General features: G+C 56.8%; 20 protein-coding genes. 17 read left to right on the forward strand and 3 right to left on the reverse strand.

What is annotated here, in order from left to right; translation table 11 throughout:
• Positions 1–3: 3 nt before the first annotated feature.
• The 5 genes from NP603_RS13210 to NP603_RS13230 are packed head-to-tail and all read left to right on the forward strand — an operon-like array spanning position 4 to position 4,714.
• Positions 4–711, forward strand: a complete 708-nt coding sequence (locus tag NP603_RS13210; protein ID WP_256611355.1) for an acylneuraminate cytidylyltransferase family protein — start codon at positions 4–6, stop codon at positions 709–711.
• A complete protein-coding gene (locus tag NP603_RS13215) occupies positions 708–1,688 on the forward strand; it encodes an NAD-dependent 4,6-dehydratase LegB (protein ID WP_256611356.1) in 981 nt (326 codons plus the stop codon). Before NP603_RS13210 ends, NP603_RS13215 begins: the two co-directional genes overlap by 4 nt.
• The gene (locus NP603_RS13220; RefSeq protein WP_256611357.1) at positions 1,681–2,820 is read left to right on the forward strand and encodes a LegC family aminotransferase; all 1,140 of its coding nucleotides are present in this window, start codon (positions 1,681–1,683) and stop codon (positions 2,818–2,820) included. The genes NP603_RS13215 and NP603_RS13220 overlap by 8 nt, the downstream gene beginning before the upstream one ends.
• Positions 2,817–3,992 (forward strand): UDP-N-acetylglucosamine 2-epimerase, encoded by a 1,176-nt coding sequence (gene neuC / locus NP603_RS13225; RefSeq protein ID WP_256611358.1) that lies wholly within the window; start codon positions 2,817–2,819, stop codon positions 3,990–3,992. Before NP603_RS13220 ends, neuC begins: the two co-directional genes overlap by 4 nt.
• The gene (locus NP603_RS13230; protein ID WP_256611359.1) at positions 3,989–4,714 is read left to right on the forward strand and encodes a DUF2231 domain-containing protein; all 726 of its coding nucleotides are present in this window, start codon (positions 3,989–3,991) and stop codon (positions 4,712–4,714) included. Before neuC ends, NP603_RS13230 begins: the two co-directional genes overlap by 4 nt.
• Here the strand turns inward: NP603_RS13230 and fba are convergent.
• Entirely contained in the window at positions 4,708–5,709 is a 1,002-nt protein-coding gene (fba, locus tag NP603_RS13235; protein ID WP_256611360.1) for a class II fructose-bisphosphate aldolase, read from the reverse strand. The two genes, NP603_RS13230 and fba, sit on opposite strands and share 7 nt — an antisense overlap.
• A 386-nt stretch (positions 5,710–6,095) precedes the next feature.
• On the opposite strand from fba, the gene NP603_RS13240 reads away from it, so the two are divergent.
• The 12 genes from NP603_RS13240 to NP603_RS13295 all read left to right on the forward strand — a co-directional run bounded on the left by NP603_RS13240 (position 6,096) and on the right by NP603_RS13295 (position 19,766).
• Entirely contained in the window at positions 6,096–6,857 is a 762-nt protein-coding gene (locus NP603_RS13240; RefSeq protein WP_256611361.1) for a hypothetical protein, read from the forward strand.
• Positions 6,858–7,094: 237 nt separating this feature from the next.
• Positions 7,095–8,183 carry an N-acetylneuraminate synthase gene (neuB, locus tag NP603_RS13245; RefSeq protein WP_256611362.1) on the forward strand — a complete coding sequence of 363 codons (1,089 nt, stop codon included), beginning with the start codon at positions 7,095–7,097 and terminating at the stop codon, positions 8,181–8,183.
• On the forward strand, positions 8,180–8,818 hold the full coding sequence (locus NP603_RS13250; protein WP_256611363.1) for an acetyltransferase: 639 nt from the start codon (positions 8,180–8,182) through the stop codon (positions 8,816–8,818). The genes neuB and NP603_RS13250 overlap by 4 nt, the downstream gene beginning before the upstream one ends.
• A gap of 2 nt (positions 8,819–8,820) precedes the next feature.
• Positions 8,821–9,873, forward strand: coding sequence for a nucleotidyltransferase family protein (locus NP603_RS13255; RefSeq protein ID WP_256611365.1), 1,053 nt, complete (start codon positions 8,821–8,823; stop codon positions 9,871–9,873).
• Positions 9,874–10,008: 135 nt separating this feature from the next.
• Positions 10,009–10,860: a flagellin N-terminal helical domain-containing protein gene (locus tag NP603_RS13260; RefSeq protein WP_256611366.1), complete on the forward strand. Its 852-nt coding sequence runs from the start codon at positions 10,009–10,011 to the stop codon at positions 10,858–10,860.
• Between the two features lie 62 nt (positions 10,861–10,922).
• Positions 10,923–11,366, forward strand: a complete 444-nt coding sequence (locus NP603_RS13265; RefSeq protein ID WP_256611368.1) for a flagellar protein FlaG — start codon at positions 10,923–10,925, stop codon at positions 11,364–11,366.
• 19 nt (positions 11,367–11,385) lie between these two features.
• Positions 11,386–12,786, forward strand: coding sequence for a flagellar filament capping protein FliD (gene fliD / locus NP603_RS13270; RefSeq protein ID WP_256611369.1), 1,401 nt, complete (start codon positions 11,386–11,388; stop codon positions 12,784–12,786).
• Between the two features lie 21 nt (positions 12,787–12,807).
• A complete protein-coding gene (gene fliS, locus NP603_RS13275; RefSeq protein WP_371928859.1) occupies positions 12,808–13,188 on the forward strand; it encodes a flagellar export chaperone FliS in 381 nt (126 codons plus the stop codon).
• Positions 13,175–13,516 (forward strand): flagellar protein FliT, encoded by a 342-nt coding sequence (fliT, locus tag NP603_RS13280; protein WP_256611370.1) that lies wholly within the window; start codon positions 13,175–13,177, stop codon positions 13,514–13,516. Before fliS ends, fliT begins: the two co-directional genes overlap by 14 nt.
• A gap of 194 nt (positions 13,517–13,710) precedes the next feature.
• On the forward strand, positions 13,711–15,528 hold the full coding sequence (locus tag NP603_RS13285; RefSeq protein WP_256611371.1) for an ABC transporter ATP-binding protein: 1,818 nt from the start codon (positions 13,711–13,713) through the stop codon (positions 15,526–15,528).
• A 471-nt stretch (positions 15,529–15,999) separates the two neighbouring features.
• The gene (locus NP603_RS13290) at positions 16,000–16,944 is read left to right on the forward strand and encodes an efflux RND transporter periplasmic adaptor subunit (protein WP_256611372.1); all 945 of its coding nucleotides are present in this window, start codon (positions 16,000–16,002) and stop codon (positions 16,942–16,944) included.
• Between the two features lie 8 nt (positions 16,945–16,952).
• The gene (locus NP603_RS13295) at positions 16,953–19,766 is read left to right on the forward strand and encodes a CHAT domain-containing protein (protein WP_256611373.1); all 2,814 of its coding nucleotides are present in this window, start codon (positions 16,953–16,955) and stop codon (positions 19,764–19,766) included.
• A 226-nt stretch (positions 19,767–19,992) separates the two neighbouring features.
• Here the strand turns inward: NP603_RS13295 and NP603_RS13300 are convergent, their stop codons facing one another.
• Both NP603_RS13300 and NP603_RS13305 read right to left on the reverse strand, forming a co-directional pair.
• The gene (locus NP603_RS13300) at positions 19,993–23,592 is read right to left on the reverse strand and encodes a sensor domain-containing protein (protein WP_256611374.1); all 3,600 of its coding nucleotides are present in this window, start codon (positions 23,590–23,592) and stop codon (positions 19,993–19,995) included.
• Entirely contained in the window at positions 23,546–26,467 is a 2,922-nt protein-coding gene (locus NP603_RS13305) for a chemotaxis protein CheB (RefSeq protein WP_256611375.1), read from the reverse strand. Before NP603_RS13305 ends, NP603_RS13300 begins: the two co-directional genes overlap by 47 nt.
• Positions 26,468–26,661: the final 194 nt, after the last annotated feature.

Below are 26,661 nucleotides of genomic sequence, written 5' to 3' on the forward strand. Positions count from 1 at the left end.
GGCATGGCGCAAGCATTCGATTTACTGGTCGTGGTTCCGGCACGGAGCGGTTCCAAAGGTTTGCCGGACAAAAACGTCCGGCCGCTGGCCGGCAAGCCGCTGTTGGAATGGACCGCGCAAACCATTAATCGGGCCGCGTTGCCGCAGTCGTTGGCGCTGTTGTCGACCGATGCGGAAGCGTATGCCGAGATCGGCCGTAACGCCGGGCTGGCGGTGCCGTTTCTGCGCCCGGCCTGTCATGCGACGGACGCTGCGTCGTCGCTGCAAGTGGTGGAACATGCCTTGGATTGGTTTCGCGGGAATCATGGTTATTTGCCGGCTTGGGTCATGTTGTTGCAGCCAACCTCGCCGTTCCGCAGTCCGGCTATACTTCGCCAGGCGATGACATTGGCCAATGGCGGTAACGCCGATGCGGTGATCGGTTGCAAGGAAATCCAGCGCAACCTGACCACGTTGTTCCAATTGCGCGACGGTTTCATGCAAGCGCTGGACAACCGGCAACCGATCCAGGCCAGCCGGCAACAAACCCAGCCGTTGTTGACTCCGAATGGGGCGATGTATCTGGTTCGGACCGATTACTTGCTGGAATATAAATCGTTCTATCCGCCGCAGACCGTGCCGCTGGTGATGAACGCCATTCAAAGCCTGGACATCGACACTGCAGAAGACTGGGCTATCGCCGAGGCCTTTGTTAAACAAGGATTGGTATGAAAAAAGTATTAGTGACCGGCGCCGACGGTTTCATCGGCTCACATCTGACCGAAATGCTGGCGGCGCGCGGCTGCGAGGTACGGGCTTTGGCGCAATACAATTCGTTTAATTCCTGGGGCTGGCTGGACGATGCCGCCTGCAAACACGACATCGAAGTAGTGTGCGGCGACGTGCGCGATCCGGCGTTCTGCCGCAGCATTTGCCAGGGCGTCGATACCGTATTTCATTTGGCGGCGTTGATTGCGATTCCGTATTCCTATGTCGCGCCGGACAGTTATGTCGATACCAATATCCGTGGCACCTTGAACATCTGCCAGGCGGCGCGCGATGCTGGTGTCGGCCGGGTGATCCATACCTCGACCAGCGAGGTTTACGGCACGGCGCAATACGTACCGATCGACGAAAAACATCCGCTGCAACCGCAATCGCCTTACAGTGCCTCGAAGATTGCCGCCGATGCGATGGCGATGAGTTTTTTCAATGCCTTCAATCTGCCGTTGACGATTGCCCGGCCGTTCAACACCTATGGTCCGCGCCAGTCCGCCAGAGCGGTGATTCCGACCATCATCAGCCAGATCGCCGCCGGTAAAAAGCAAATCCAGCTCGGCGACGTCACGCCGACTCGCGATTTCAACTACGTCGAAGATACTTGCCGCGGCTTCATCGCGTTGGCCGAGTCGGACAGAACCATCGGCGAGACGGTAAATATCGGTTCCAATTTCGAAATCTCGGTCGGCGACACCTTGAATCTGATCAAGGCCATCATGGCCAGCGACGTCGAATTTCTGGTCGATGAGCAACGTTTGCGGCCGGAAAAGTCCGAAGTCAACCGGTTGTGGTGCGATAACAGCAAGATCAGAGCATTAACCGGGTTTAACCCGGAAGTCAGCTTGGAAGAAGGCCTGCGTCTCACCGTGGACTGGTTTTGCCGGCCCGAGAATCTGAAAAAGTACAAAACGGATATTTACAATGTTTGAGCGTTTGGTCGGTTTCGTCAGGGAGATTTACCAAACCGACACCTTTATCCCATTGCACGAACCGCGTTTTGCCGGCAACGAAAAACGCTATTTGAACGACGTGATCGACAGCACCTTCGTCTCCAGCGTTGGTCCGTATGTCAGTGAATTCGAGCATAAGATTGCCGAATACTGCGGCGCCAAGCATGCGGTTGCCACCGTCAACGGCACTGCCGCGCTACATATCGCGTTATTGTTGGCCGGCGTCGGCCCTGGCGATGAGGTCGTCACCCAGGCGGTGACCTTTATTGCCACCTGCAATGCGATTCACTACTGCGGCGCCGAGTCGGTCTTCATCGATGTCGATAGCGCGACTCTAGGACTGTCGCCGGCGGCGTTGGCGGCGTTTCTGGAGCAACACGGCGAGCGCCGCGACGGCGGGGTTTATAACAAAAGCAGCGGCAAGCGTATCGCCGCCTGCCTGCCGATGCATACCTTCGGCCATCCTTGCGATATGGCGGGCTTGCTTAAAGTTTGCGGCGACTATGGAATCGCCGTCGTCGAGGATGCGGCCGAAGCGTTGGGTAGCCGGCTCGGCGATCGGCATTGCGGCACCTTCGGCAAACTCGGCGTGCTCAGCTTCAACGGCAACAAGATCATCACCACCGGCGGCGGCGGCATGATTCTGACCGACGATGACGAACTGGCCCGGCAGGCCAAGCATCTGACAACCACCGCCAAACTGGCCCACGCCTGGAAATTCGAACACGACCGAATCGGCTACAACTACCGGATGCCGAATCTGAACGCCGCGCTGGGTCTGGCGCAACTGGAGCAATTGCCGCAATTCGTCGCCGCCAAGCGCGAACTGGCGGGCCGTTATCTGGCTTGGGGCGAGGCAAACGGCGCCGAAATTTTTCAGGAACCTGCCGGTGCGCACGCCAACTACTGGCTCAACGCAGTGCTGCTGGACGATTTGACCGCGCGCGATGCGTTGCTGGAGTACGCCAACAACCATGGCGTGATGACCCGGCCCTTGTGGGAGCTGATGCCGGATTTACCGATGTATCGCCATTGCCAGACCGATGGTCTCGAAAACTCGCGCCGTTTGGCCGAGCGTTTGGTCAACATACCGAGCAGCGTGGTGCTATGACAACGCCACGCAGAATCTGCGTCGTTACCGGCTCGCGGGCCGAATACGGTTTGCTGTATTGGTTACTGCAGGAAATTCAAGCTGACCCGGACCTCGAATTACAGTTGGTGGTCACCGGCATGCATTTATCGCCGGAATTCGGTTTGACTTGGCAACAAATTACCGCCGATGGATTTAACATCGACCGCAAAGTGGAAATGCTGTTGTCTTCGGACACGCCGGTCGGTATCAGCAAGGCGATGGGTTTGGGGTTGATCGGTTTTGTCGATGCTTTGGCGGAATTAGGGCCGGACATCGTGGTCGTGCTCGGCGACCGGTTCGAGATTTTCGCGGCGGCGCAGGCGGCAATGAATTTAAGGATTCCGATCGCGCATATCCATGGCGGCGAACTCAGTGAAGGCGCGATCGACGATGCGATCAGGCATGCGCTGACCAAGCTGTCGCACCTGCATTTCACCGCTGCCGAAGTCTACCGGCAACGGGTGATCCAGCTCGGCGAGCAACCGGAGCGGGTGTTCAACGTCGGTGCGCCGGGTTTGGACAATATCGCGCGTTTGCCGTTATTGCATCGCGCCGAATTGGAAGCCGCCATCGGCTTCAAGCTGGCTACGCGGAATTTGTTGGTAACGTTTCACCCGGTGACCTTGGAAGATGCCAGTGCCGCCGAGCAGTTCAAGCAACTACTGCAGGCCCTGGACGCCTATCCGGAGGTTCATGTCATTTTTACTTACAGCAACGCCGACGCCGACGGCCGGATTATCGCCGAATTGATCGAAGGCTACCGCGAGCGTTGGCCGCAGCGGGTCGCGGCCTTCGTCTCGTTGGGTTCGCTCCGTTATTTGTCGGTGATGCGACTGGTCGATGCGGTGGTCGGCAATTCGTCCAGCGGCCTGTTGGAAGCACCGGCATTTAAGGTTCCGACCGTCAATATCGGCGACCGCCAGCGCGGCCGCTTGTGCGCCGCCAGCGTGCTAAATTGCCCGCCGCAGGCCGAGGCGATCGTCGCAGCGCTGGCACAAATCTGGTCCGGCGCATTGGCGCCGGTATTGGCAAATTTGCAACATCCTTACGGTAGCGGCGGCGCGGCGGCGGCGATCAAGCAGGTGTTAAAGCACACCGATCTGGGTCCGTTGTTGAAGAAGCGGTTTCACGATTTGGCGACGCGGCCATGAGCTACTGGTTTTACGATGTTCTGGCGATGCTTGGCTATACCCACCCCGTGCATCCGGTGCTGGTGCATGTGCCGGCCGGTATGTCGATCGGCGCGCTGGGGTTCTCGATACTGGCGCTGCTGACCAAGCAGGCGGCGTTTCGCTCGACGGCCTACCATGTAGCGGTATTTGCGCTGGCGTTTACCCTGCTGGCGATTCCAGTTGGGATTTTCGATTGGCAAAGATTTTACGGCGGCGCCTGGTTTTTCGAGATTCAAATCAAGGCCGTACTGGCAGCGGTGTATCTGGTGCTGATCGCCAGTGCGGTGTGGTTGGGTCGGCGTTGTCTGGAATCGCGGGCGCTGCCGGTACTGTACTTGGGCAGCGTGGTAACGGTGGGTGGCCTGGGCTTTTTCGGCGGCCAGTTGGTCTATCACGGCTTCACGCCGGAGGCGCCGGTGCAATTCAATGTCGGCCGCCACGTGTTCGAAAGCCATTGCTCCGGCTGCCACCGCCGCGGCGAAAACATCATCGAACCGAACATGCCGCTGCGCAATGCGCCGCAATTACACGATTTTGCCGAGTTTTTGGCGTTTATCCGCAATCCGCGCATGCCGGACGGCTCGCCGGGCGTGATGCCGAAGTTCGCTAGCGATCGGATCAGCGATCTGAATGCTCGGGAACTGTTCGACTATCTGAATTTTGCCTTCGCCGCATCCAAGCGGCCGGTCTCGGCTCAGTAACGTTGGGCCATTGCGCTTAACGGCAACGGTTTGATCTTGCTGGCGTGGCCGGCCGAGCCGAAGGCTTGGTAGCGCTCCAGGCACAAGGCCTGCATCGCGTTGCGCGCGGCCGCGTAAGTCTTGCGCGCATCCAATTCGGCGACATTGTCCGGCTGGGCCAGAAAGCGCCGCATTGCGCCGGTCGAGGCCATACGCAGGTCGGTGTCGATGTTGACCTTACGTACGCCGTACTTGATGCCTTCGACGATTTCGGCGACCGGCACGCCATAGGTTTGCCGAATCTCGCCGCCGTGGGCGTTGATGACTGCCAGCCATTCCTGCGGCACGGAACTGGAGCCGTGCATGACGAAATGCATGTTGGGCAGGCGTTGCTGCAATTCTTTTAAGCGGTTGATCACCAACACCTCGCCGGTGGGCGGCTTGCTGAATTTGTAAGCGCCGTGGCTGGTGCCGATGGCAACGGCCAATGCATCGACTCGCGTCAGTTCGACGAACTGAGCGGCTTCGTCAGGGTCGGTCAACAGTCGGCTGTGGTCGGTCTCGGCTTCCAGCGAACCCAGACAGCCGATTTCGCCTTCCACCGACACGCCGCAGGCATGGGCCATGTCGACCACTTTACGGGTGACTTCGACGTTGTAGTCGAACTTCGCCGGGGTTTTCATATCCTCCAGCAGCGAGCCGTCCATCATCACCGAGCTGAAGCCGTTTTGGATCGCTTGCGCGCAAAGTGCCGGACTCGGCGCGTGGTCGCGGTGCATCACGAGCGGAATATGCGGATATTGCTCGACGGCGGCCTGGATCAAATGCCGCAGAAAAATTTCGCCGGCATAACGGTTGGCGCCGGCCGAACCCTGCATGATCACCGGGCTGTCGCAAGCATCGGCCGCCTGCATGATGGCCTGCACTTGCTCCATGTTGCTGATGTTGAAGGCGGGGACGGCAAAGCCGTGTTCGGCGGCGTAGTCGAGTAGTTGTTTTAAAGAAATGATGGCCATATGCGCTTTGTCGGTGTGGTCTGGATGGCGGCTTTACCCGTTGAGCCGGCTGCTAGCGTGCGGTCCGGATCGATCTGCGGATTGTCCAGGCGCGATTTTACACGTTTAATAGCGATACCCGGCCGGGTTCGGTACGGTTCATATAGCGCGGCTCCGGTCGCCGTTTGGTAACGATCGCAAGTTTGCGTTGGACGAGCCTGAGAGCGGTAAGCCTACGCGTAACGCGAATGTCGAAAAATTTTACAATTTTTAGCGGCATCGGTGGCCAAGTCGGAATAACTTTTTGAATAAAAAGTAGTATCCGGTTTGGTGTGTTTTCTGCTTCAAAAAGCGGTTGGCCTTTAAAATCAAGGGTCGTGCGATTTGAAAACTTTAGGAGTTCGATTATGAAAGATCATTTTGGCTGTTTACGTCGAGTGTGTTTGGCCGGGTTGTTGGCGTTTTCGTCCGCCCAGGCGACTGCGTCTTACCAAGTACTGAACGTGGCCGGGACGGCCGGCCCTTGGGTTTGGGAAGTCGACGGTTTGAACGACGCTTACCGTTACGGTGTCGGCGCGGACGGCAGCGACGCGATTCCCGATTACACCGCTCCGGCGCGGCTGAAATTGTCCGATATCGGCGTCGGCGCGGGCGATGCGCTGCACATTTTCTTTCTCGACGGTTTGACCAGTGCATTCGGCGGTACGCCCGACGTCAATAATAGCGGTTACGTCGGCAGCGTTTTTAAAGACGACGAGTTGGGATCGAGCGGACAGGTATTTCCCAGTTACTACTACGAGAGCGAATGGGGCAAAACCCAGAATCCAAACGATCCGGCGCCTTACGGCTTGTTTTTGCAGGCCTTGCTCGGCGCATTGACCGATGACAACGGCGGCATTATAGAGTTGTTGACGTTGGGCACCGTGGTCTATACCGGCGAAGGACAGGGCTTTTTGGTCGGCTCCAGTTTTGGCGTTCCGGACGGGGCAACCTACATACAATTCGGTTTCAACGACGATATCTTCGGCGACAATACCGGCGCGCTGAACGTCTGCGTTAGCAGCGAAGACAACCAATGCGCGTCTCCGGTGCCGTTACCGGGTGCGGTCTGGTTTTTCGCTAGCGGAATCGCCGGCTTCCTGGCCTATCAACGTAAACGCCGGGCCTAGACCCGACCCTGTTTCGGAGTTGGGATCGGTTATCAGAACCGAGCCCGCTCCGTCCCCCAATCGGCTCGACCATCCCGTTTCGCTTGGTGCCGCCGCGCCCGCATCCTATTCAATCAGTCGTTTCAAGCCCTTCTTCGCCGCCATTTCCGCGTTCGATAAAGCAGGCCGTTGCCGATTGGGCTACCCTTTACGCTTTAGCTAGTCAGGGCCGGAAGCGGCCGGGGAGTCAAGAAAGGCATGAGCCGGGTTTTTATCATCGCCGAGGCGGGCGTCAACCATAACGGAAGTCTGGAAACCGCGATGCGCCTGGTGGACGCGGCGGCGGCGGCGGGCGCCGATGCGGTCAAGTTCCAGACTTTCAAAGCCGAAAAACTGGTCACGCGAGCTGCGGCCAAAGCCGATTACCAAAAGCAAACCACCGGAGCCGGGGAAAGCCAGCTCGACATGCTGCGTAAGCTGGAGTTGAAGTACGAGTTTCACGCCCAATTGCGCGACTATTGCCGCGACCACCATATCGAGTTTTTGTCTACTGCCTTCGATTTCGACAGTTTGCGGTTTTTGGCCGACGAAGTCGGAGTCGGTAAGCTGAAAATTCCGTCCGGCGAAATCACCAACGGCCCGTTCTTACTGGCGCATGCCGCGACCGGCAAGGACATCATTCTTTCCACGGGCATGGCGACGTTGGGCGAGGTGGAAACCGCATTGGGCGTGTTGGCGTTCGGTTACCTGGGCTGGGACCGGCCGGGTTTGGCCCGGTTTCGCCAAGCTTACGCTTCGGCGCCAGGGCAGGCCATGTTGCGGCAAAAAGTGACCCTGCTGCATTGCACCAGCGAATATCCGACGCCGCCGGAGCACGTAAATCTGCGGGCCATGGATACCTTGACCCAGGCCTTCGGCTTGCCGGCCGGGTATTCCGACCACACCGAGGGTCAGGCAGTATCGATTGCCGCGGCGGCGCGCGGCGCGGTGTTGATAGAGAAACATTTTACGTTGGATCGGAGTGCTAAAGGTCCCGATCATCAAGTGTCGCTGGAACCGGATGAGTTAAAGCAAATGGTCGCGGCCGTCCGGAGCATCGAACAGGCACTCGGTTCTCCGCTAAAAATACCGCAGCCGGTCGAGTTGCAAACTCGCGACGTGGCCCGCAAAAGCCTGGTTGCGGCCGAGCCTATCGTGGCGGGCGAGTTGTTTAGCGTCGAAAATTTGGCGTGTAAACGTCCCGGCACCGGGTTGAGTCCGATGGAATATTGGCGTTTTTTGGGTACGGCCAGCTTGCAAAACTACGCAATCGACGATTTGCTTGACGATCGGCGGGGGCTGCCATGAGCAAGCCGGTTGTGTTACTCGGCAGCGGCGGCCATGCCAAAGTGTTGTTGGGCATGATGCAACGGTGCGGATTCGAAATAGCCGGCGTGACCGATCCGGCGCGAGAGCCGGGCAGCGAGTGGCTGGGCTGCCAGGTTTTGGGCGGAGACGATGCGGTACGCCGCTTCGAGCCGGATCAGGTGTTATTGGTCAATGGCATAGGTTCTTTACCGCGCGACGGCGGCACGCGGCGAAAACTGTTCGACGAGTTCACTGCCGCCGGCTATCGCTTCCAGAGCCTGTTGGACCCGGCGGCGTTTGTGGCCGACCAGGTTCGTTTGGCCACCGGGGTCCAGGTTATGGCCGGTGCGGTGATTCAAGTTGGCGTATTAATTGCTGAGAACTGTATCGTCAACAGCGGGGCGGTCGTCGACCACGAGTGCCGGATCGGCCGGCACGTGCATATCGCACCGGGCGCCGTATTGAGCGGCGGAGTCGAAATCGGCGACGGTGCCCATATCGGCACCGGGGCGGTCGTGATCCAGGGTATCCATATCGGCAGCGGCAGTATCGTCGGTGCCGGCAGCGTCGTGACGAAGAACATCGGCGCGCGGCAGATCGTGTATCCGGCCCGTTCTCAGATTCAGGATTTATAGACATGAAGCAACATTGGCAACAGGTATTGATCAGACCGGAAGCGAGCCTGCGGACAACGATTGAAGTGATCGACCGCGGCGCGCTGCAAATTGCGTTGGTGGTGGACGACCAGGAAAAATTGGTCGGTGTCGTCACCGACGGCGATATCCGCCGGGCGTTGATTCGCGGTTTGTCGTTGGAACATCCGGTGGCCGAGGTCATGAACAAGCGGCCGAAGGTGGCGAGTCTGCTGGATAGCAAAACCCAATTGATCGCGATGATGGAAGGGCACCATCTCTACCAATTGCCGGTGGTCGACGAACGCGGCCGGGTGGTGCGGCTGGAGTCGCTGCAAGCCTTGTACAAGCAACCGTCGTTTCCGAACCCGGTATTTTTGATGGCAGGCGGTTTCGGCAAACGTTTGCGGCCTTATACCGACGATTGCCCCAAGCCTTTGTTGGAAATCGGCGGCAAGCCGATTCTGCAAACCATTATCGAGAATTTCGTGAAATCCGGCTTTCGCCAGTTTTTCATCGCGGTGCACTACAAGGCCGACCAAATCAAAAACTATTTCGGCGACGGCGGCCGCTGGGGGATTTCGATCAGTTATATCGACGAAGCCGAGCCGATGGGGACCGCCGGCGCGATCGGCTTATTGCCGGACGAGTTGCCGGATGTGCCGCTGATCGTGATGAACGGCGATATCTTGACCCAAATCGATTTTTCCCGGCTGTTGGCTTACCACAACGAACAGCAGGCAATCGCCACGATGTGCGTCAGGCAGTACGAGTATCAAATACCTTACGGCGTGGTATCGGCGGAGCAGCAACGCATCATCGGCATCGAAGAAAAACCGCTACAGAGTTGTCTGGCAAACGCGGGAATTTATGTGTTAGATCACAGTTTGATAAAGAGCATTGCCGAGCAGAAAAAGCTCGACATGCCGACCCTATTCAATCAGCAAATCGCTCTAGGCGAGACGGTGTCTATGTTTGCGGTTAATGACTACTGGCTGGACATCGGCCGCGAAGCCGATTTTTTGCGCGCCCAAGGCGAATTTGCCCAATATTTTTGAAAGTGCGAGGTTAAAGTAATTCAAAACGACGCCGATACATCCTTCGAGTTCGAAATGAAACATTTTTCTTCAGTCACTTAAACCAACATCAGTCGTTTCCGCTTATGCAGCAGGGCGTACTAGGAGGATAACATCATGTCAATGGTCATCAATACCAACGTAGCTTCATTAACCAGCCAACGGTTATTGAGCAATACAACCAACTCGCTGAAAACCTCCATGGAGAGATTGTCTTCCGGTTTGCGGGTTAACTCAGCTAAAGACGACGCAGCCGGTTTGGCCATCAGCGACGGCATGACCTCGCAAATCAGAGGTATGACAGTGGCGATCCGCAATGCCAACGACGGTATTTCCATGGCGCAAACTGCGGAAAGCGCAATGGGCTCCATTACCGAAACCATGCAACGGATGCGGGACTTGGCAGTACAAGCTTCCAACTTCGGTGCGGTAAGCTCCAGCGATCGGGAAAAACTGCAAACAGAATTCAAACAGTTGGGTGACGAGATCGGCCGTATCATTAAAAATACCGAATTCAACGGCAAAAAAGTGCTGAACGGTTCGTTGACCAATGTCAACTTCCAAGTGGGTGCCGGAACTTCGACCAATAACCAAATTTCGATTAACGTCAGTGATTTGGCTACCGCTTCGGGTATAACATCGCTGTTCAGTACCAATGCCGTCTCGATCGGTTCCGGCGCTACATCGACCAATACCAGGGATGCGATCGACGCCATTGATAATGCGATCAAGAAGATCGATAATTTCCGCTCGACTTTGGGTGCGATCCAAAACCGCTTCACCACGACGATCGGTAATTTGCAGTCTTCTATCGAAAACCAAAGCGCTGCCCGGTCCCGAATCATGGATGCCGATTTCGCAACCGAAACGTCTAATCTGAGCCGTACGCAAATTCTGCAACAAGCCGGTACCGCGATGTTGGCGCAAGCCAACCAGTCTTCGCAAACGGTGCTTAGCTTGCTTAGATAAGGTTAGTAGGAAGGCTGCATAACCGCAGCCTTCCGTTACGTTTACTTAATAGGGTTAATGTCATGAACAGTGAAATTACAAATGTGTTGAAACTGGTTCCTGTGACTACCGTAAAAACCGATAAGCAAGAGACTGGGAAAGTACCGCCTCAAACCACGAAGGCAGCAACCGATCGGGGTGACAGCAATGTCGCCGCCTTATCTCAAGACAAGCAAAGCGTCACGAATGCTTTGTCTGGTACCGAGAAAAAAGATAAAGCCGATCAGAAGCCGCCTTTGGAGGTGGTCCGGCAAGCCGCAAAAGAGGGAAACTCCATATTGCAAGCGACTCAACGTAACTTGCAGTTCAAAGTCGACGACGACACCAAGGAGGTTGTGGTCAAAATCGTCGATAGCGAGAGTGGAGAGTTGGTGCGGCAAATTCCATCCGAAGAAATGTTGGCTTTTATTAGACGGATGCAGGAACTGCAGGGCGATCAGGGTTCGGTGATTCAGGATCGAGCCTAATGAAGCTTGGGAGAGTGTCATGAGCATAGTGTCTTCGACTGGCCTTGGTAGCGGTATCGACATTCAGTCGCTGGTAACGCAACTCGCTACGGCCGAAACCCAGCCGCAATTGAATGCGATACAGCGACATCGGGATACGGCCAGCGCGCGCCTGAGTGGCTTGGGGACATTGAAAAGCGCACTATCGGACTTTCAAACAGCAATCAATGCTTTGAAAGACGGTAGTGCCTTTCGTGCGCATACCAGTTCGTCTTCGGACGAATCCAAGCTCAAAATCACGGCGGACGCTTATGCCGCTAGCGGGACCTATTCACTGGAAATTACGCAGTTGGCCAAAGCCCAAAAAGCCGTCGCCAACGTCGAGTTTGCTGGTATGACGAGTGCTTTGAACTCGGGCACGCTATCGTTCTCAGCGACCTCGGGCGCTAGCTTCAATATCACGGTCGACAGTAGTAACAATACCTTGGAAAAATTGCGCGATGCTATCAATAAAGCCGATGGCAATACCTTTGTCTCGGCCAGCATCGTTAATGTGGATAATGCGACCCATACCGGAACGGTTTCGAAACTGGTGCTGACCGCAAAAAACACCGGCACCGCCAGCGGATTTACCGTAAGCGGCACCGATGACGGTAATATCGGCGGCAACGTCAGCCTGTCGCAATTGGCCTCCGCCAACCTGGATATCAAAACTGTCGCGCAGGACGCCGTAATTTCGATCGACGGCCAAACTGCGACCAGAAGCAGCAACAGCATTACCGACGTATTGCCCGGCGTCACATTAAATTTGGCGGCGCAAACCGAGTTGAATACCCCGGTGACTATCAATGTCGGCGTCGATAACGATGCCATCGCGAACAGCATCAATACCTTCGTCACCGCCTACAACAAATTGAACTCCACGGTAAAAAACCTCGGCAAGTACGGCGGTAGCACCGACGGCAGCGGTAGCGGTAATGGTGCATTGATCGGCGATTCGACTTTGCGCTACGTAGCGACTCAAATCCGGCAGAACACGACCGGAACGGTTTCTTCCGCCAGCGGCAATTACAACTCGTTGGCGATGATTGGGGTTTCCATCGACAAAGCCGGCGTGATGTCGTTGGATAGCACGAAATTGAAAAGCGCATTGGCGGCGAATTTTCAGTCGGTCAGCGATGTGTTTTCATCCGCCGACGGTATCGCGACCCGCCTAGCTTCCAAACTGTCTGGGCTTCTGCAATCCGGCGGCTCGATCGACAGCCAGCAAACGTCGCTGAACAAAACCATCTCAAAGTTGGACGATCAAAAAGACGATGTCAACGTCAGGTTCCAACGAGTTCAGGCGGCTTTACAGAAACAATTTATCGCCATGGACAGTGCGGTCGGACAATTCAAAAGCACGGGTAGTTTTCTGACGAATTGGATTAACTCGTTGTAATAGGGGAATAACATGTACGCAATGGCGAAAACTCGAAACGGTGCAAGGCAATACGCGGATGTACATACCTCTAGCGGCTTGGGAGAGGAGTCACCGCATCGATTGATACAAATGCTGATGGAAGGCTTTCTAGCCAGAATCAATTCGGCGAAAGGTGCGATTGCTCATGGCGATATGGAAGCCAAGAGCGTCTACATCTCCAAAGCCATGGGTATCATCGGCGGCTTGAACGAGGCGGTCGATATAGAACAAGGCGGAGAAATCGCCGCCAATCTCAATCAATTGTATAACTACATCAACCTGCGTTTATTGCAGGCCAGCGGCGAGAATAGCGAACAGATTTTGGACGAAGTCGCGTCATTGATGAAAGATATCAAAGAGGCTTGGGATGCCATCGGCTGAGTCGGTACACCCCGAACTCAGCCTGGAGCTCGATGATTACGCGGCGGTACTGCTCGACTTCAAGCGCCGTATTGAACTATGTCTGGCCGACACCGCGTGGGACGAACTTCCCGCCATTTTGGCGTCCAGGCAGGCTTATCTGGAACGTATCGCCAGCCAGCCGATACCCGATGAGCGCCGGGAATGGGTCAAGCAAATCGCCCTGTCGACATTAGCCGACGATGCCGAATTCCTGAGCAAGGTCGAAGCCGACAAATCGGCGATGGCAAAACAGCAGCAATCGCTGGAGCGCGGAATCCGCGCCACCCAGGCTTACAAAAACACCTGATGTCCGCGATTTTCCGCCGGCTACTGCGCGTAACGCTATTTAAGCACTGAGCGTCAAAACTAACCTTCCGGTATAGCCGGAGCAACACAGGCACTCCCTTCTTCCCATCTGCCGGCCTCCGGCAAAGCCGCCGAAATTGCCGCTTTCGCCAATCCGCTATAATGCGGCGCTAGTTCCTCAAACCAACCGACTTCATGCCCAACTCCACCAGAGATCAGGAAATCCGCCGCGCGACGGAGGCTCCGCCGTTGCCCGCGGGTCCTTGGCGTTTCGTATTGTTTTGTCTGCAACCGTTCGGCTGGCTGCTGTTGTTGATGCTGCTGCTGGAAACCGGCCAGGCCGCCGGCAGCATTCTGGTGCCGTACGCGATCAAGGCGTTAATGGATGCGGTCGCTGCGCAGACGCTGCCGGTCGGCGATTGGCTGGAAACCTTCAAACAACCGCTGCTGGTCCTGGTGGGCTTGAACGTGGCCGAAATCGTCTCCAGTCGGGCCAGCGGCGCGGTGTTGATCATGATGGGACCGCGCTTGCGCCAGCGCACTACCCGTTTGCTGTTCGCCTATCTGCAATGCCACGCACCGCGTTATTTCGGCAACCACTTCGCCGGCGCGCTGGCGCACCGCATCAGCGAGACGGCGATGAGCGTCAACCATACCACCTGGGCGGTGATCTGCGATTTCTGGCCGATTGCCGTGACCTTTTCGGTTTCCGTAGCGCTATTGCTGCAAGAACACCGCGGCCTGGGCTTGTTCGTCGCCGGTTGGGTCGCCGGCTATGTGCTGATTTCGTATTGGCTGGCCACGCGCTGTCAGCCCTATGCCCAGGAATTCGCCGCCACCCGCAGCATGGTCAATGGCAAAATCGTCGATGCGGTAACCAATATTCTGAACGCCAAATTGTTTGCCCGTTTGCGCCACGAGCGCGACTATCTGGACGGATTTCTGGCGACCGAACTGAAAAGCGCACGCCGCACCTTTTGGTACATGGAGCGGGTACGGTGGTTTCAATTCAGCGCCGCGGCCGTGCTGAAAATCGGCACGATCGGCTATGCCTTGCAACTGTGGCAGGCCGGCGCAATCAGCGTCGGTGCGTTTGCGATGAGTAGCGGGCTGGCGCTATTGGTCATCGGCGATGCTCGCAACCTGAGCCGGCGCTTTCTGGAGTTCTTCGAATACGTCGGCAACGTCGCCAATGGCGTCGAAACCATCGTCAAGAGCCACGAGATAGTCGATAGCGCCGACGCCCAGCCGTTAAAGATCAGCCGCGGCCGGATCGAATTCAGGAACGTCGATTTTTGCTACGAACCCGGCCGGCCGGTATTTCAAGGCTTGAATCTGACCATCGAACCGGGCCAGCGCGTCGGCTTGGTCGGCTTTTCCGGCTCCGGAAAATCCACCTTCGTCAACCTGATCCTGCGCCATTTCGAGCCGCAAAACGGGCAGATATTGATCGACGGCCAGGATATTCTTCAAGCCACGCAAGATTCGTTGCACGAACAGGTCAGCTTGATACCCCAAGACCCCAGCCTGTTCCACCGCAGCTTGCGCGAGAACATCGGCTACGGCCGCCTGGACGCGGATATGGCCGAGATCGCCGAAGCCGCGCGCCTGGCCCATGCCGATGCTTTTATCGACACTATGCCGCAAGGTTACGAGTCCCTGGTCGGCGAGCGCGGCGTCAAATTGTCCGGCGGCCAGCGCCAGCGCATCGCCATCGCCCGGGTCATGTTGAAAGACGCGCCGATTCTGATTCTGGACGAAGCCACTTCCAGTCTGGACTCGGTCACCGAAAAAACCATCCAGGAAAATCTGGACCGGGTCATGGGCCGCAAAACCGTGATCGCCATCGCCCATCGTTTGTCTACCATCGCCCATCTGGACCGGATTCTGGTATTCGACCAGGGTCGCATCGTCGAAGACGGCAGCCACCAGGAATTGCTCGACAAACAAGGCTGTTATTACCGCTTGTGGACGATGCAGGCCGGCGGCTTCTTGCCGGAGGAAGTGGTTTAACGGCTGCGTCCGCGGGTTGATAGGGCGCCCGCAGCCGTTAAGCGCGAGCGGCTGTTTTCCGTGTTCTTAAGGCGTATTTGTACGGATTGTTTCGGGATGCCGCAGACGATATGCTGCCGATCTCCGGCGGCACCGGTTCGGCGCAGATAAAAACCTTGGGAAGGCAGAGCCTCTGTGCTAACGTCGTCACACCCAAGTTCTACTTTGTCAGTTTAAGGCCAACGCCGTCATGCCCGCCAGGGAACGGGTATCCAGTGCCGTGGATGGCAAGCTTCGATCCATCCGGGGTACCTGGAGTTCGGCACCGGTAACAGCGGGACAGCGAATTCCTGCCGAAACGACGAGCAGCTTCGAGCATCTGGCAAATTAGAGATAGTGACGATTTTGTAAAGCTTTTCGCCCGAACCTAAAGCAAAGCTGTTTCGGCGCGAAGGTTTCAATTCAGCGGCAGTGGTGCAAGGGGGGGCGGGCATGAACGGCCATAGCGACAATCAACCGAAGCCGGATTTCTCGACACGGTTATGCCTATTTACCATTTTGCTGGTGGCTTGGCTTTGCAGCGGCGGTGTCCAAGCGCAGGAGCCGACAACGAGGCAGCGGGTATTGGCGCCACGCGTGCAGCCTTTGTCGACCGAAACCCAACAACCGCAAACCGTCCAGCCGCAGCCAATCCAAATCCAGCAGCAAGCGCCGGCGAGCCAACCCGCGCTGCAACGTTTGCCGGAAAGAACCACGGTGCAATCGCCGCAGTTGTCGCAACAACAGTTCCGGCTAAGGAAGGAGCTCGAAGAATTGAACCGGCGGAAAAAGCTGTTGGAACAACAAGCTTTGAGCTCCAGAATCCAACTCGATCAAAAACAGGCGCAATTGCAGCAAGCCAACCAGCCGCAGCTCAAACAAAGGCTGCAGTTGGAGATCGATCGGATCAACTCGCATTTGATCGATTTGCAACGGGGCTTGGAAGGTGTGGACCAACAACGGCAAACCCTGATGATGCAATTGACCGGTAGCAGCGACCATCCCGACGATGTCGAGCATTTACCGCCCGGCCAGCAAACAAGCGCCGAAGACCCCAAACGCTGGAATCCGGAGGGCCGGCAAAACATGTGTTTCATTGCCACGGCGGCTTACGGCAGCCCGCTGGCGCAGGAAGTGGTGACGCTGAAACGTTTTCGGGATCGGTATTTGCTGCAGTATCGGTTGGGGCGCGTATTCGTGGATTTTTACTACCGGCATTCGCCGCCGATTGCCGGCTATATCGCCCAACATCAGTCCGCTCGCACCGTCACCCGGATGCTGCTTTGGCCGGTGGTCGCCGCGCTGAAACACCCTGTCGTATTTTTACTTAGCCTGATTCTGGCGCTGGCGGCCTGGTATAAGATTTTTCGCAAACCGGCTATTACCGCCATGGCTTAATCGGCGCCATGGCGACCGCAATTCGTTTGTCCGGTTTGCCCCGCGCCGCAGTGGTCGGGCTGCTGATGTTGTGCTGGGTCGCGAGCGGATGTAATTTGCCGCTAACCGCGGATAACGCCGATTATCCGGACGACTCGGCAGCGCAAGCCGCGGCTGGAAACGGCTGGTTTAGCCAGGCGCAGCGCCTGCGCGACCTGGGCTATCGGGAATATCAGGCGCAAAACTACGAACAAGCGCTGAACTATTATCGGCAAGCGCTGGATTTGGCCGCCGCTACCGAGCCTGCCGAATTTAGCGGCGATCTGTTTTACAAAATCGGCCGTACCCACCTAAAACTCCAACAATTCGCACAGGCCGCCGCCGCCTTTGACAACGGCCTGAAGCAATACGATAGCGGGCAGCCGCATCAGCTGGCGATATTGCACAACATGTTGGGTACCACCTACAGAAAGTTAGGTTCGATCGATCAGGCCAGGGAACATTTGGACCAGGCGTTAGCGCTGAGGCGCTCAGTGGCCGACGGCTTGGGCGAGGCCAGGACGCTCGGCAATTTGGGTCTAACTTATCTGGCGCAGGGACGTTACGCCAAAGCTCTGGCAATCTATCGCCAAGCCCAACAACGGTTTTCAGAATTGCAGGACGTGCCGGTACACGACGCCGGCACCATCCTCAGCAATATCAGTTCGGTTTATGCCGAAATGGGCCAATACGCCAAGGCTTTGGCTTACCAACAGCAAGCCTTGGCTATTTTTCAAAGCGCCGACGACCAAGCCGACATCGCTGCCGCTTACCATAACCTCGGTTACATTTACGCCGAGCAAAACGACCGCCAGGCCGCAATCGCAGCCTTCGAGCGGGCCATCGCCATTCGCACCCAACTCGAAGACCGCTTCGGCGTCGCCGAAACCCGCAACAATCTCGGTCTGGCGCTGAGCGACCAGCAAAACCACAAGCAAGCGCTCGCTGTGTTGGCGAGTGCGCTCGAGGTATTGCAGCAGCTCGGCACCCGTAAGCAAGTCGGTGCGACTTATGACAGTATCGGTAGCGTTTACGCCCGTACCGGCGACTTGGAGGCGGCATTTAACGCCTATTTGCAAGCGCTGGCGATCTGGCGCGAAACCGACGACCGGGACAATGCGCGCATTACGCTGGGTAACATCGGCGCCCTTTTCGAGCGCAACAATCAACAGAGTTTGGCTATCGCGTTTTACAAACAGTCGGTCAATATCAGCGAACGGATACGCAATGAGCTGAAGGCCATGCCCGAACAGGACCAAAAGGCCTATTTGGCCCGAGTGCAAGGCTTTTACCGGAGCTTGGCCGACTTATTGCTGCGCCAGGATCGCGTTATCGAAGCCCAGCAGGTGCTGGATTTATTGAAAGTGCAGGAAGCGGCCGATTTTCTGGGGCCGGTGCGCGGCAATCGAAATACCGATCAAGGCGTTGCGGAGTTGCCGGCGGAACAAGACATCTTCAAAAACTATGCTGCCTTGGAACAACAGGCCATAACCGGCGCACGCGCTTTGGCGGCCTTGGAACAGATCGGTCGCGACCGCTGGAGCCCGGAGCAGCAACAGCAGTGGCTGGCGTTGGACAAACAGCGGCGCAGCCTGCAAAGAGCCTTTACCAGCTTTGTCGAAAGCGAGGAAGTCCGGGCCTTGGTCGACAAACTCGGCCACGAGGCACGCAGCCAGATGCCGGCCTTGGCCCAATTGCGGCCGCTGCAGGACAATTTGGCCCGCTTGGGCGGGCAGGCGGTTTTGCTGTATCCGTTGGTGTTGCAAGATCGCCTGGAAATCGTGCTGGCCAATGCGCTGAGTCCGCCGCTGCATATCTCGGTGCCGGTCGGCCGGGAAACCCTGAACCGGGCGGTCGCGGATCTTCGCAGCGCCTTGACCCGGCGCCAGGACGACGTCGAGCAACGGGCGCAAGCCTTATACGGTTGGCTGGTAAAACCGATAGAACACCACCTGAAGCAGATCGGCGCCAAAACCATACTGTATGCGCCCGACGGCGTATTGCGCTACATCCCGTTGGCGGCCTTGCACGACGGCCGGCAATGGCTGGCGCAACGCTTCAACAGCGTTAACATAACCGCCTTCTCTCTGACGGAACTGGAGACGCGGCCGATTCGCGAGCCCAAGTTGCTGGCCGCAGCTTTCGCCAGCGGCGATTACGATTTCACGCTGGGCGACCGCCACTTCGAATTCGCCGGACTGCCGTTTGCCGGCGCCGAGGTCAACGATTTGGCGGCCTTGTATCCGGGGACTCTGAAGCTGATCGATCGCAATTTCAGTCCCGATGCAGTGGTGCCGGAACTGAGCCGGTTCAACATCGTGCATTTTGCCACGCATGCCGCGCTGGTTTCCGGCAAGCCCGACGAATCGTTCATCCTGTTCGGCAACGGCGAACGCGTCACGGTCGACCAGGTCAAGTACGAATGGTCGCTGCGCAATGTCGATCTGATAGCCCTGAGCGCCTGCGAAACTGCGTTGGGATCGTTACTGGGCCAAGGCGAGGAGATTTTGGGTTTGGGTTTTTTGATGGAAAGCGCGGGCGCTCGCGCCACGCTGGCTTCGCTGTGGTCGGTCGACGACGGCGGCACCCAAGCCTTGATGAGCCAATTTTATCGTGGGTTGCGACAGTCCGGAGTTTCCAAAGCCGAAGCCCTGCGCCAGGCACAGTTGAGCCTGATAAGCGGCGCTGCCGGGGCCCAGTCCACGGCAGGGCGGGGCGTGCAACTGGGCGATGCCGGCAGCGCCGTTTCCTTCAAGCACCCTTACTACTGGGCTCCGTTTATCATGATCGGCAACGGCCTTTGATTCGAACACGCCACGTCGGCCGAGCAGGTGCGTAGTGGGTACTTGCTCGGACGTTATAAAGGACAAGGTTTAACACGGTACCGGGTAATCTGCAGTAAACCGAATCATTGCCAAGCCTAGCTGGTTGCGGCCTCTGGTCAATCCGCGTGCTGCGGCGGAATACGGCCGACCTTGCCTAACCTTGACGAAGGGGGGGCAAAGCCGCCGTCCGCGGGCCTTGAATTGGTTATGCGAAAAATATTTCATTCACTTGCTGTACGCTAAGCGGCCTGGCAAACAAATAACCTTGCGCTTCATCGCAACCTAACTGCTGGAGCAGTTCCGCCTGCTGCTCGGTTTCCACGCCTTCGGCGATGGAGCGTATTTTTAAGCTGCGCGCCAGGTTAATCACGGCGAACACCATTGCCTCATCGTCGGGATTGCCCGGTACATCGCGCACGAACGACTGGTCGATCTTCAGTTTATCCACCGCGAAGCGTTTCAAATAACTCAAGCTGGAATAACCGGTACCGAAATCGTCGATCGCAAACTGGACGCCGATTGTTTGCAGCGCCCGCATCACCGTCAGTACGTTGTCCGGGTCGGCTACCAGGATCGATTCGGTCAACTCCAGTTCCAAATAATGCGGCGGCAAGCCGCTATCCGCCAAACAGGCCTGTACCAGTTCGAGCAGGTTGTTGCGGGCGAATTGGGCATAAGAAACATTCACCGCCACCGTGATCGGCCGGCCTTGCTCGAGCCAGGCTTTGGCCTGAAAACAGGCCTGGCGCATGACGAAGTAGCCCAAGTCGACAATGAAGCCGCTGTCTTCGGCCACTTCGATGAATTCGCCGGGGGCGATCAGGCCCATGTTCGGATGCTGCCAGCGAAGCAAGGCTTCGAAACCGATCAGCGAACGGTCAGCCAGAGAAAACTGCGGCTGGTAGCAAAGAAAAAATTGGCCGAGTCCCAAACCCTGGCGCATTGCCGTTTCCAATTGCATGCGCCGCGCAATTTGCTGGTTCATGGCTTCGGTAAAGAATTGATAATTATTGCGGCCGCGCGACTTCGCTTGATACAACGCAGTGTCGGCGTTTTTCAGCAAGGTATCGAAGTCGTTGCCGTCGTCCGGGCAGATGCTGATGCCAATACTGCACGACAAGTTAAAAACGGTTTGTTCGATCTCGAACGGCAAGGCCAGGCTCGCCAAGATTTTTTGCGAGACATCTCCTAAATTTGCCGGATTATCGACATCGCTCAATAGCACGACGAATTCGTCGCCACCGATGCGGCTAACGGTATCCGCATCGCGAACGCCCTCCGCCAAACGGCGGGCCGCTTCTTGCAACAACAAATCGCCGGCGGGATGGCCCAATGTATCGTTGATATTTTTGAAATGATCCAAATCCAGGTACAACATACCGGCCAAGGTCTTTTCCCGCTGGCTGCGCGCGCGAATTTGTTGAAACCGGTCGCGCAACAGGATGCGGTTAGGCAGACCGGTCAATGCGTCGTGATGGGCCAGATGTTCGATGCGGCGTTGGGCTTCGATCCTTTCGCTGATATCCATGAACATGCCGATATAAGCCGACATCTCGCCCTGTGCATTTCTGACCGCACTGATGCCTAACCATTGCGGATAAATGCGGCCGTCCTCGCGCCGGTTCCAGATTTCGCCCTGCCAGTGGCCGTTGGCGGCTATTTCTTCCCACATGGCCCGGTAAAAGTCTTCGGAATGCATATTCGATTTGAGAATACGCGGTGTTTTTCCGAGCACAGCCTCCATCGGATACCCGGTTATCTCGGTAAATGCGTGGTTGACCGATAAAATATGCGTATCCGGATCGGTGATCATGACTGCCTCCTTGCTGGAGCGGAACACTTGGGCGTGTAACTCCAGCAGGTGTTGGGCGCGGTTACGCTGCAACAACGCCCAGGTGTTGTTGGCAACCATCTCCACCACCGTTGCGTCGCCTTGATCGTAAGGCGTCTGTTTGTTGCCCACCCCTATGATCATGACCACCTGCCCGGCATCGATGACCGGCACGCTCATGTGCCGCGACAACATGGTGTGGCCGTCGGGCAGGCCGTGCTTATCGACCAACGCCTGGTAGTCGTTGTGGATCACCGTTCGGCGTTGGCGAAAGCAGTCGGCCCAGACCCCGGCCCGGGAAATCGGATAATGGCGGTCGTGCGTCGCGTCGCAATTGCGTAATGTGTTTTCCGACCAGCCGCCTAGCGTCAATGTCTCTTGGTCGGTATTGATGAAATGCACATAGGCGATTTCGCTGCCGGTTAGGCTCTCGGCCTGCTCTAAGGCAAAACCTAGCAACTCGGCTTCCGTCATGCTGTGCGCCTGAGTAGTCAGCCTAAGCAAACTCTGATTGCGCCTGACCGCCAGTTCGCGCTCCTGTTCGACATACAAACGGTTACAGAAACGGGCGATCAGTTCGGCCAAGCCATCGACAAACTGCTGTTCTTCCTTGAAAAACGGGCCTTGATCCAACGGATTGTGCGGCTTGTCGTAGCCTACGCTGATCTCGCCCGGCGGCCCATGGTCCAATATGATAGGGCTTTTCAGTGCGGCCAGTATGCGGTTGGCGCCGGCTGTTTGAATTTGTTGCCCTTGCAGTTGAATCCGCACTTGCGTGTCGTCCGGATAGAGCATGCCGGGCGGAATCAAAACCAACAGCTGAGCGAAGAAAGTCTCCCGGTCCGTTGTCAGGTGCGCCAAGCGCGATACCGCATAAATGGCGCGCAACTCTTTGACGCGCTCCCTTAGCTCCAGCGATTGTCGCTGCAACTGCAAGTCGCGGTCCAACAGCGCCTGTTCCGTCTTTTTGCGCTGCCCAATGTCCTCGATGATCGCCACGCAATAATCGAGTGAACCGTCGAATTTGCGAACCGTGTTGACCGCAATGTGCGCTTCTAGGATCGAGCCATCCTGGCGCACGAAGCGCTTATCCATCTGATAGGCGTCGATTTCCTGGTTCAGCAAGCGTTGAAATTGCGCCAACTCCGGCTCGATGTCGTCGGGGTGGGTGATTTCCAGCCAAGTCATTCGACAAAGCGCCTCGCGCCCATAACCCAACATCCGGCAGAGTTTGTCGTTCACTTCGATCCAGCCTTTATCGGGGCTGGTGGAGGTCATGCCTACCGGCGACGAATCGAAATAGGCCATGAAGTGGCGGCGACTGGCTTCCAGCGCGCTGCGCTGCGCCAGGTATTGGGTCTGATCGACGATCGAGATCAACAACTCGTTGTAACGCTCGTTATCAGTGCCGAGCAATACGCCGTGCAAATCGCCGATAAAGACCTTTTTATCGGCCGATCGCAAACCCACTTGCGTCAATTGCGCCTTGCCCAGATCCAAAATTCGTTGCAAGAATTGGCGCAGCCGGGCATGGTCCTGGGATTGCACAAGATTAGGCAAAAAGTGCGAACGCAGATGCTTGCGCGTCAGACTAAAGCATTGCTCGGCTTCATCGTTGCACTCACGGATAATGCCCATCGGATCCACCACCAAGACCGGCAGCGGCAAGCTGGCAAACAATCGGCTGAAACGGCGCATGGCATCTTCAGCATGCAGTTGGCTTTGTCGGAGTTCCTCATTCTGAATTTCCAATTCCGCCTGGTAAATTTTCAGGTCCTCGACCATGTCGGGAATATTGGCTTCCCCGCGTTCTACTGCTTGCAACGCGAAGTCGAAATCGCCGTCGCGCAGCGCTTTCAATGCCCGCTGGCGGTGCAACTCGATATCGTGTTTGGCAGCTTGTTGTTCCGGATTGTCGGAGCGGCGCTTAACCATGACGTCGTCCCGCTTCCACCCAGGCGGTGATATTGACATGGCTGACCACCACCTCGCCGGCCGGGTGGCGCACCGGTGTCGCGTGCATCAGAAACCAGCGGCGTTCGGTCGGCGAATGGCAAGGGTATTCGATGGAAAAGTGCTGTTCCTCGCCGCTCAAAACGCGACGGATGCCTTCCAGTACCCGCCGCGCCACGGGGGAGTCGGCAGCGTCCTGAATCCGGCAGACGTCGAGGTAATTGCGGCCGGGACCGCTATGCGCCATATCGCGATCGCCGTTATGCTCGGCAAAATCGCGCCAGGCTCGATTCACCAGCGTAATCCGCCCCGAAGCATCCAGCACGGCAATATGCTCGGGCAGAGAATCCAAAATACCTTGCAACCGCTGCATGTCTTTCACGTTGGTGATATCGAAGAAGGTCACTACGGCCCCGGAAACATGTTTCAGCGGATCGATGTAAGGCGACGACCGTACCAATAGCCACTGATCGTCCCAGGTCTTGACTTCGCGTTCGGCAAACTGAGCGGTTTCGATGACCCGGCGCAGGTCGGTTATGAACTCCGGATATTCCATTTTATGGGTGAAATCGTCGATCGGCCGGCCGATGTCGCCCTCCCGAATCCGAAAAATTTTGCTGGCTTCCGGGGTAAAACGGGTGAGTGTGAGGTTACAGTCCACGAACAGCGTCGGAATCGAGGTCGCTTTGGTTATATTGTCGAGGTCCGCGTTCAAATGGTTGAGGATTTCGATTTTTTCCTGGTTTTCTGCGTTGACCGTGTACAACTCCTCGTTAACCGATTGCAACTCTTCGTTGGTGCTCTGCAACTCTTCGTTGGACGCCATCAGCTCTTCGTTGGTGGCCTGCAATTCCTCGTTGGAGGTTTCCAACTCTTCGATCGTGGCCTGCAGGCTGTCGCGCGTCGCCGACAAATCCCGCTCCAAAGCATGAATCCGTTCGTTCGCCACCGCGCTGACATCGATCGTTTCGGGCGCCGCCGTCCCCATATCGCGGGGTTGCGCTTCGAATACCATCAGAAAATGGCGGTCCGAATTGCTTTCCGGCATGACGGGATAGACAACCATGCGCAATAGCTCGGTTCCTCCGCGTACCGGATCGAAGTGTTGTAGTTCCGAATGTAGGGGCGTACATTCCTTGGCGACCTTGTGCAGCAAAGCCACGCCGACCGGAGCCAGTTTGCCGGCCAGCAGTTTGGAGACATCCAGACTGGCGCTGCCTTCGCCAATCTGCATATAGTGGTGTGCGCCGCCGTAGACATGCACCAGTTCCCGGTCCTCGTTGATCAATAACGCCGGCGGCGCATATTGCTTCATCAAATGGGCCAGTCCGCTCTCGATAATGGCCGCATCGCTCGACCAGTTTCTCTCGCGCCTGATCTGGCTCATGTGCAGGCGGTTTTCGTTATGCTTGCCTAAGGTATTAAATGCCAGCGGTACGGCAACCGGGCGCAGCAACCGATAAATTTTGTGCTTGGCGTTGATGACGGCAAATTCTTTATGTAAGGCGCCGAGGGATTCGCTGGAACCCAGAAACAAAAAGCCGTTATGCGCCAAAGAATATTGAAAGCGTAACAAGGCCTTTTCCTGAGCCACTTTTTCGAAATAGATCAGAGTATTGCGGCAACTGACCAGATTCATCCGGGTAAACGGCGGATCTTCCAGGATGTTGTGGCGGGCGAACACAATGTGCTGGCGAATGTTGCTTTTGACCACGAACCGGTTGCCCGTGCGAGTGAAAAAGCGTTCCAGGCGCTCGCGGGACAATTCATTGACGATGCCTTCGGAATAAACGCCGGCACTGGCGAAATCGATATGCTGCTGTTCCACATCGGTGGCGAATATCTTCAATTGCGGCCAGCGCTTGCAACGATCGCAGGCCTCCGCAAACAGCATGGCCAGCGTATAAGCCTCTTCACCGGTCGAACAGCCGGCCACCCAGGCACGAATCGGCTGAGCCTCCTGGTGATTCTGGACCAGAGCGTCGACGACCTCCTGCCCCAGCATCTGAAAGCTTTCCGGATCGCGGAAGAAATTAGTCACCGGAATCAAGGTGTCGCGTTTGAGCGTCAATACTTCGCTACGGTCGGTTTCCAGCAGGCGAAGATAATTGCTTAAATCCCGCACGTGGCGCACTTGCATGCGCCGTTCGATGCGGCGCATGACCGTGGTCGGCTTGTATTCCTTGAAGTTGATGCCGCCTTCCCGATACAGCAGATGAAAGATGCCTTCCATCGGATTTTCGCTTTCGGCTTGCCTGTCCTGAGCGACCTTGACTTGCGGCGGATGGGTATTGGTGACATGGGCCGCAACTCTGGCCGCCAGCATTTCCGGCGGCATGACTTCGTCCACCAAGCCGGTGGCAATCACGCTGCGCGGCATGCCGTCGAATTTGGCGGTTTCCGGGTCTTGCGCCAGCAGGAAGCCGCCGGCATCATTGATGGCGGCGGCGCCGCGCGTGCCGTCGGAACCGGTGCCGGACAGGATCACCCCGACGCAACGGTTGCCGAATTCTTTGGCCAGCGAGTAAAAAAACAAATCGATCGGCAAGCTAAGCAGGTGCGGACTTTTCGGCGCCAGGCGCAGCTGGCTGCCGGCCAGCGTCATATTTTTGCCGGGCGGAATCAGATAGACATGGTTGGGTAGCACCGACAGGCCGTTCTCGGCCATCGTCACCGGCATGCTGGTGTGGCGCGACAGCAAATTGTCCATCATGCTTTTGTGATCCGGCGATAAATGTTGAATTACAACGATTGCGGCGCCGATATCGACCGGCAATTCGTCGAAAAACCGCTCCAGGGCATCCAAGCCGCCCGCCGAAGCGCCTATGGCCACAATGTAACCATTGAAAGCTTCTTCAAGCTTCGGCTTCGCAATGTTGTCGGTCGCTTGGGGCATCGCGCTTTCCGTATCGGGCTTGTTTTTTTGGTCGTCTAGGTCTCGCGCCATGATGTGAGAAAAACTCATGGATAAAATGAAAAATTAAGTTCCGGAAAGTCACCTTTTTTGAAAAATCTTTTGGAACCAATCGGCCAAAAATGGGCGCGGCCATTTAGTCTGCGGCAGTCCGGAGCCGTTCGCCTCGCTTCGAT

This window comes from Methylomonas aurea, assembly GCF_024505045.1.
Classification (GTDB): domain Bacteria; phylum Pseudomonadota; class Gammaproteobacteria; order Methylococcales; family Methylomonadaceae; genus Methylomonas; species Methylomonas aurea.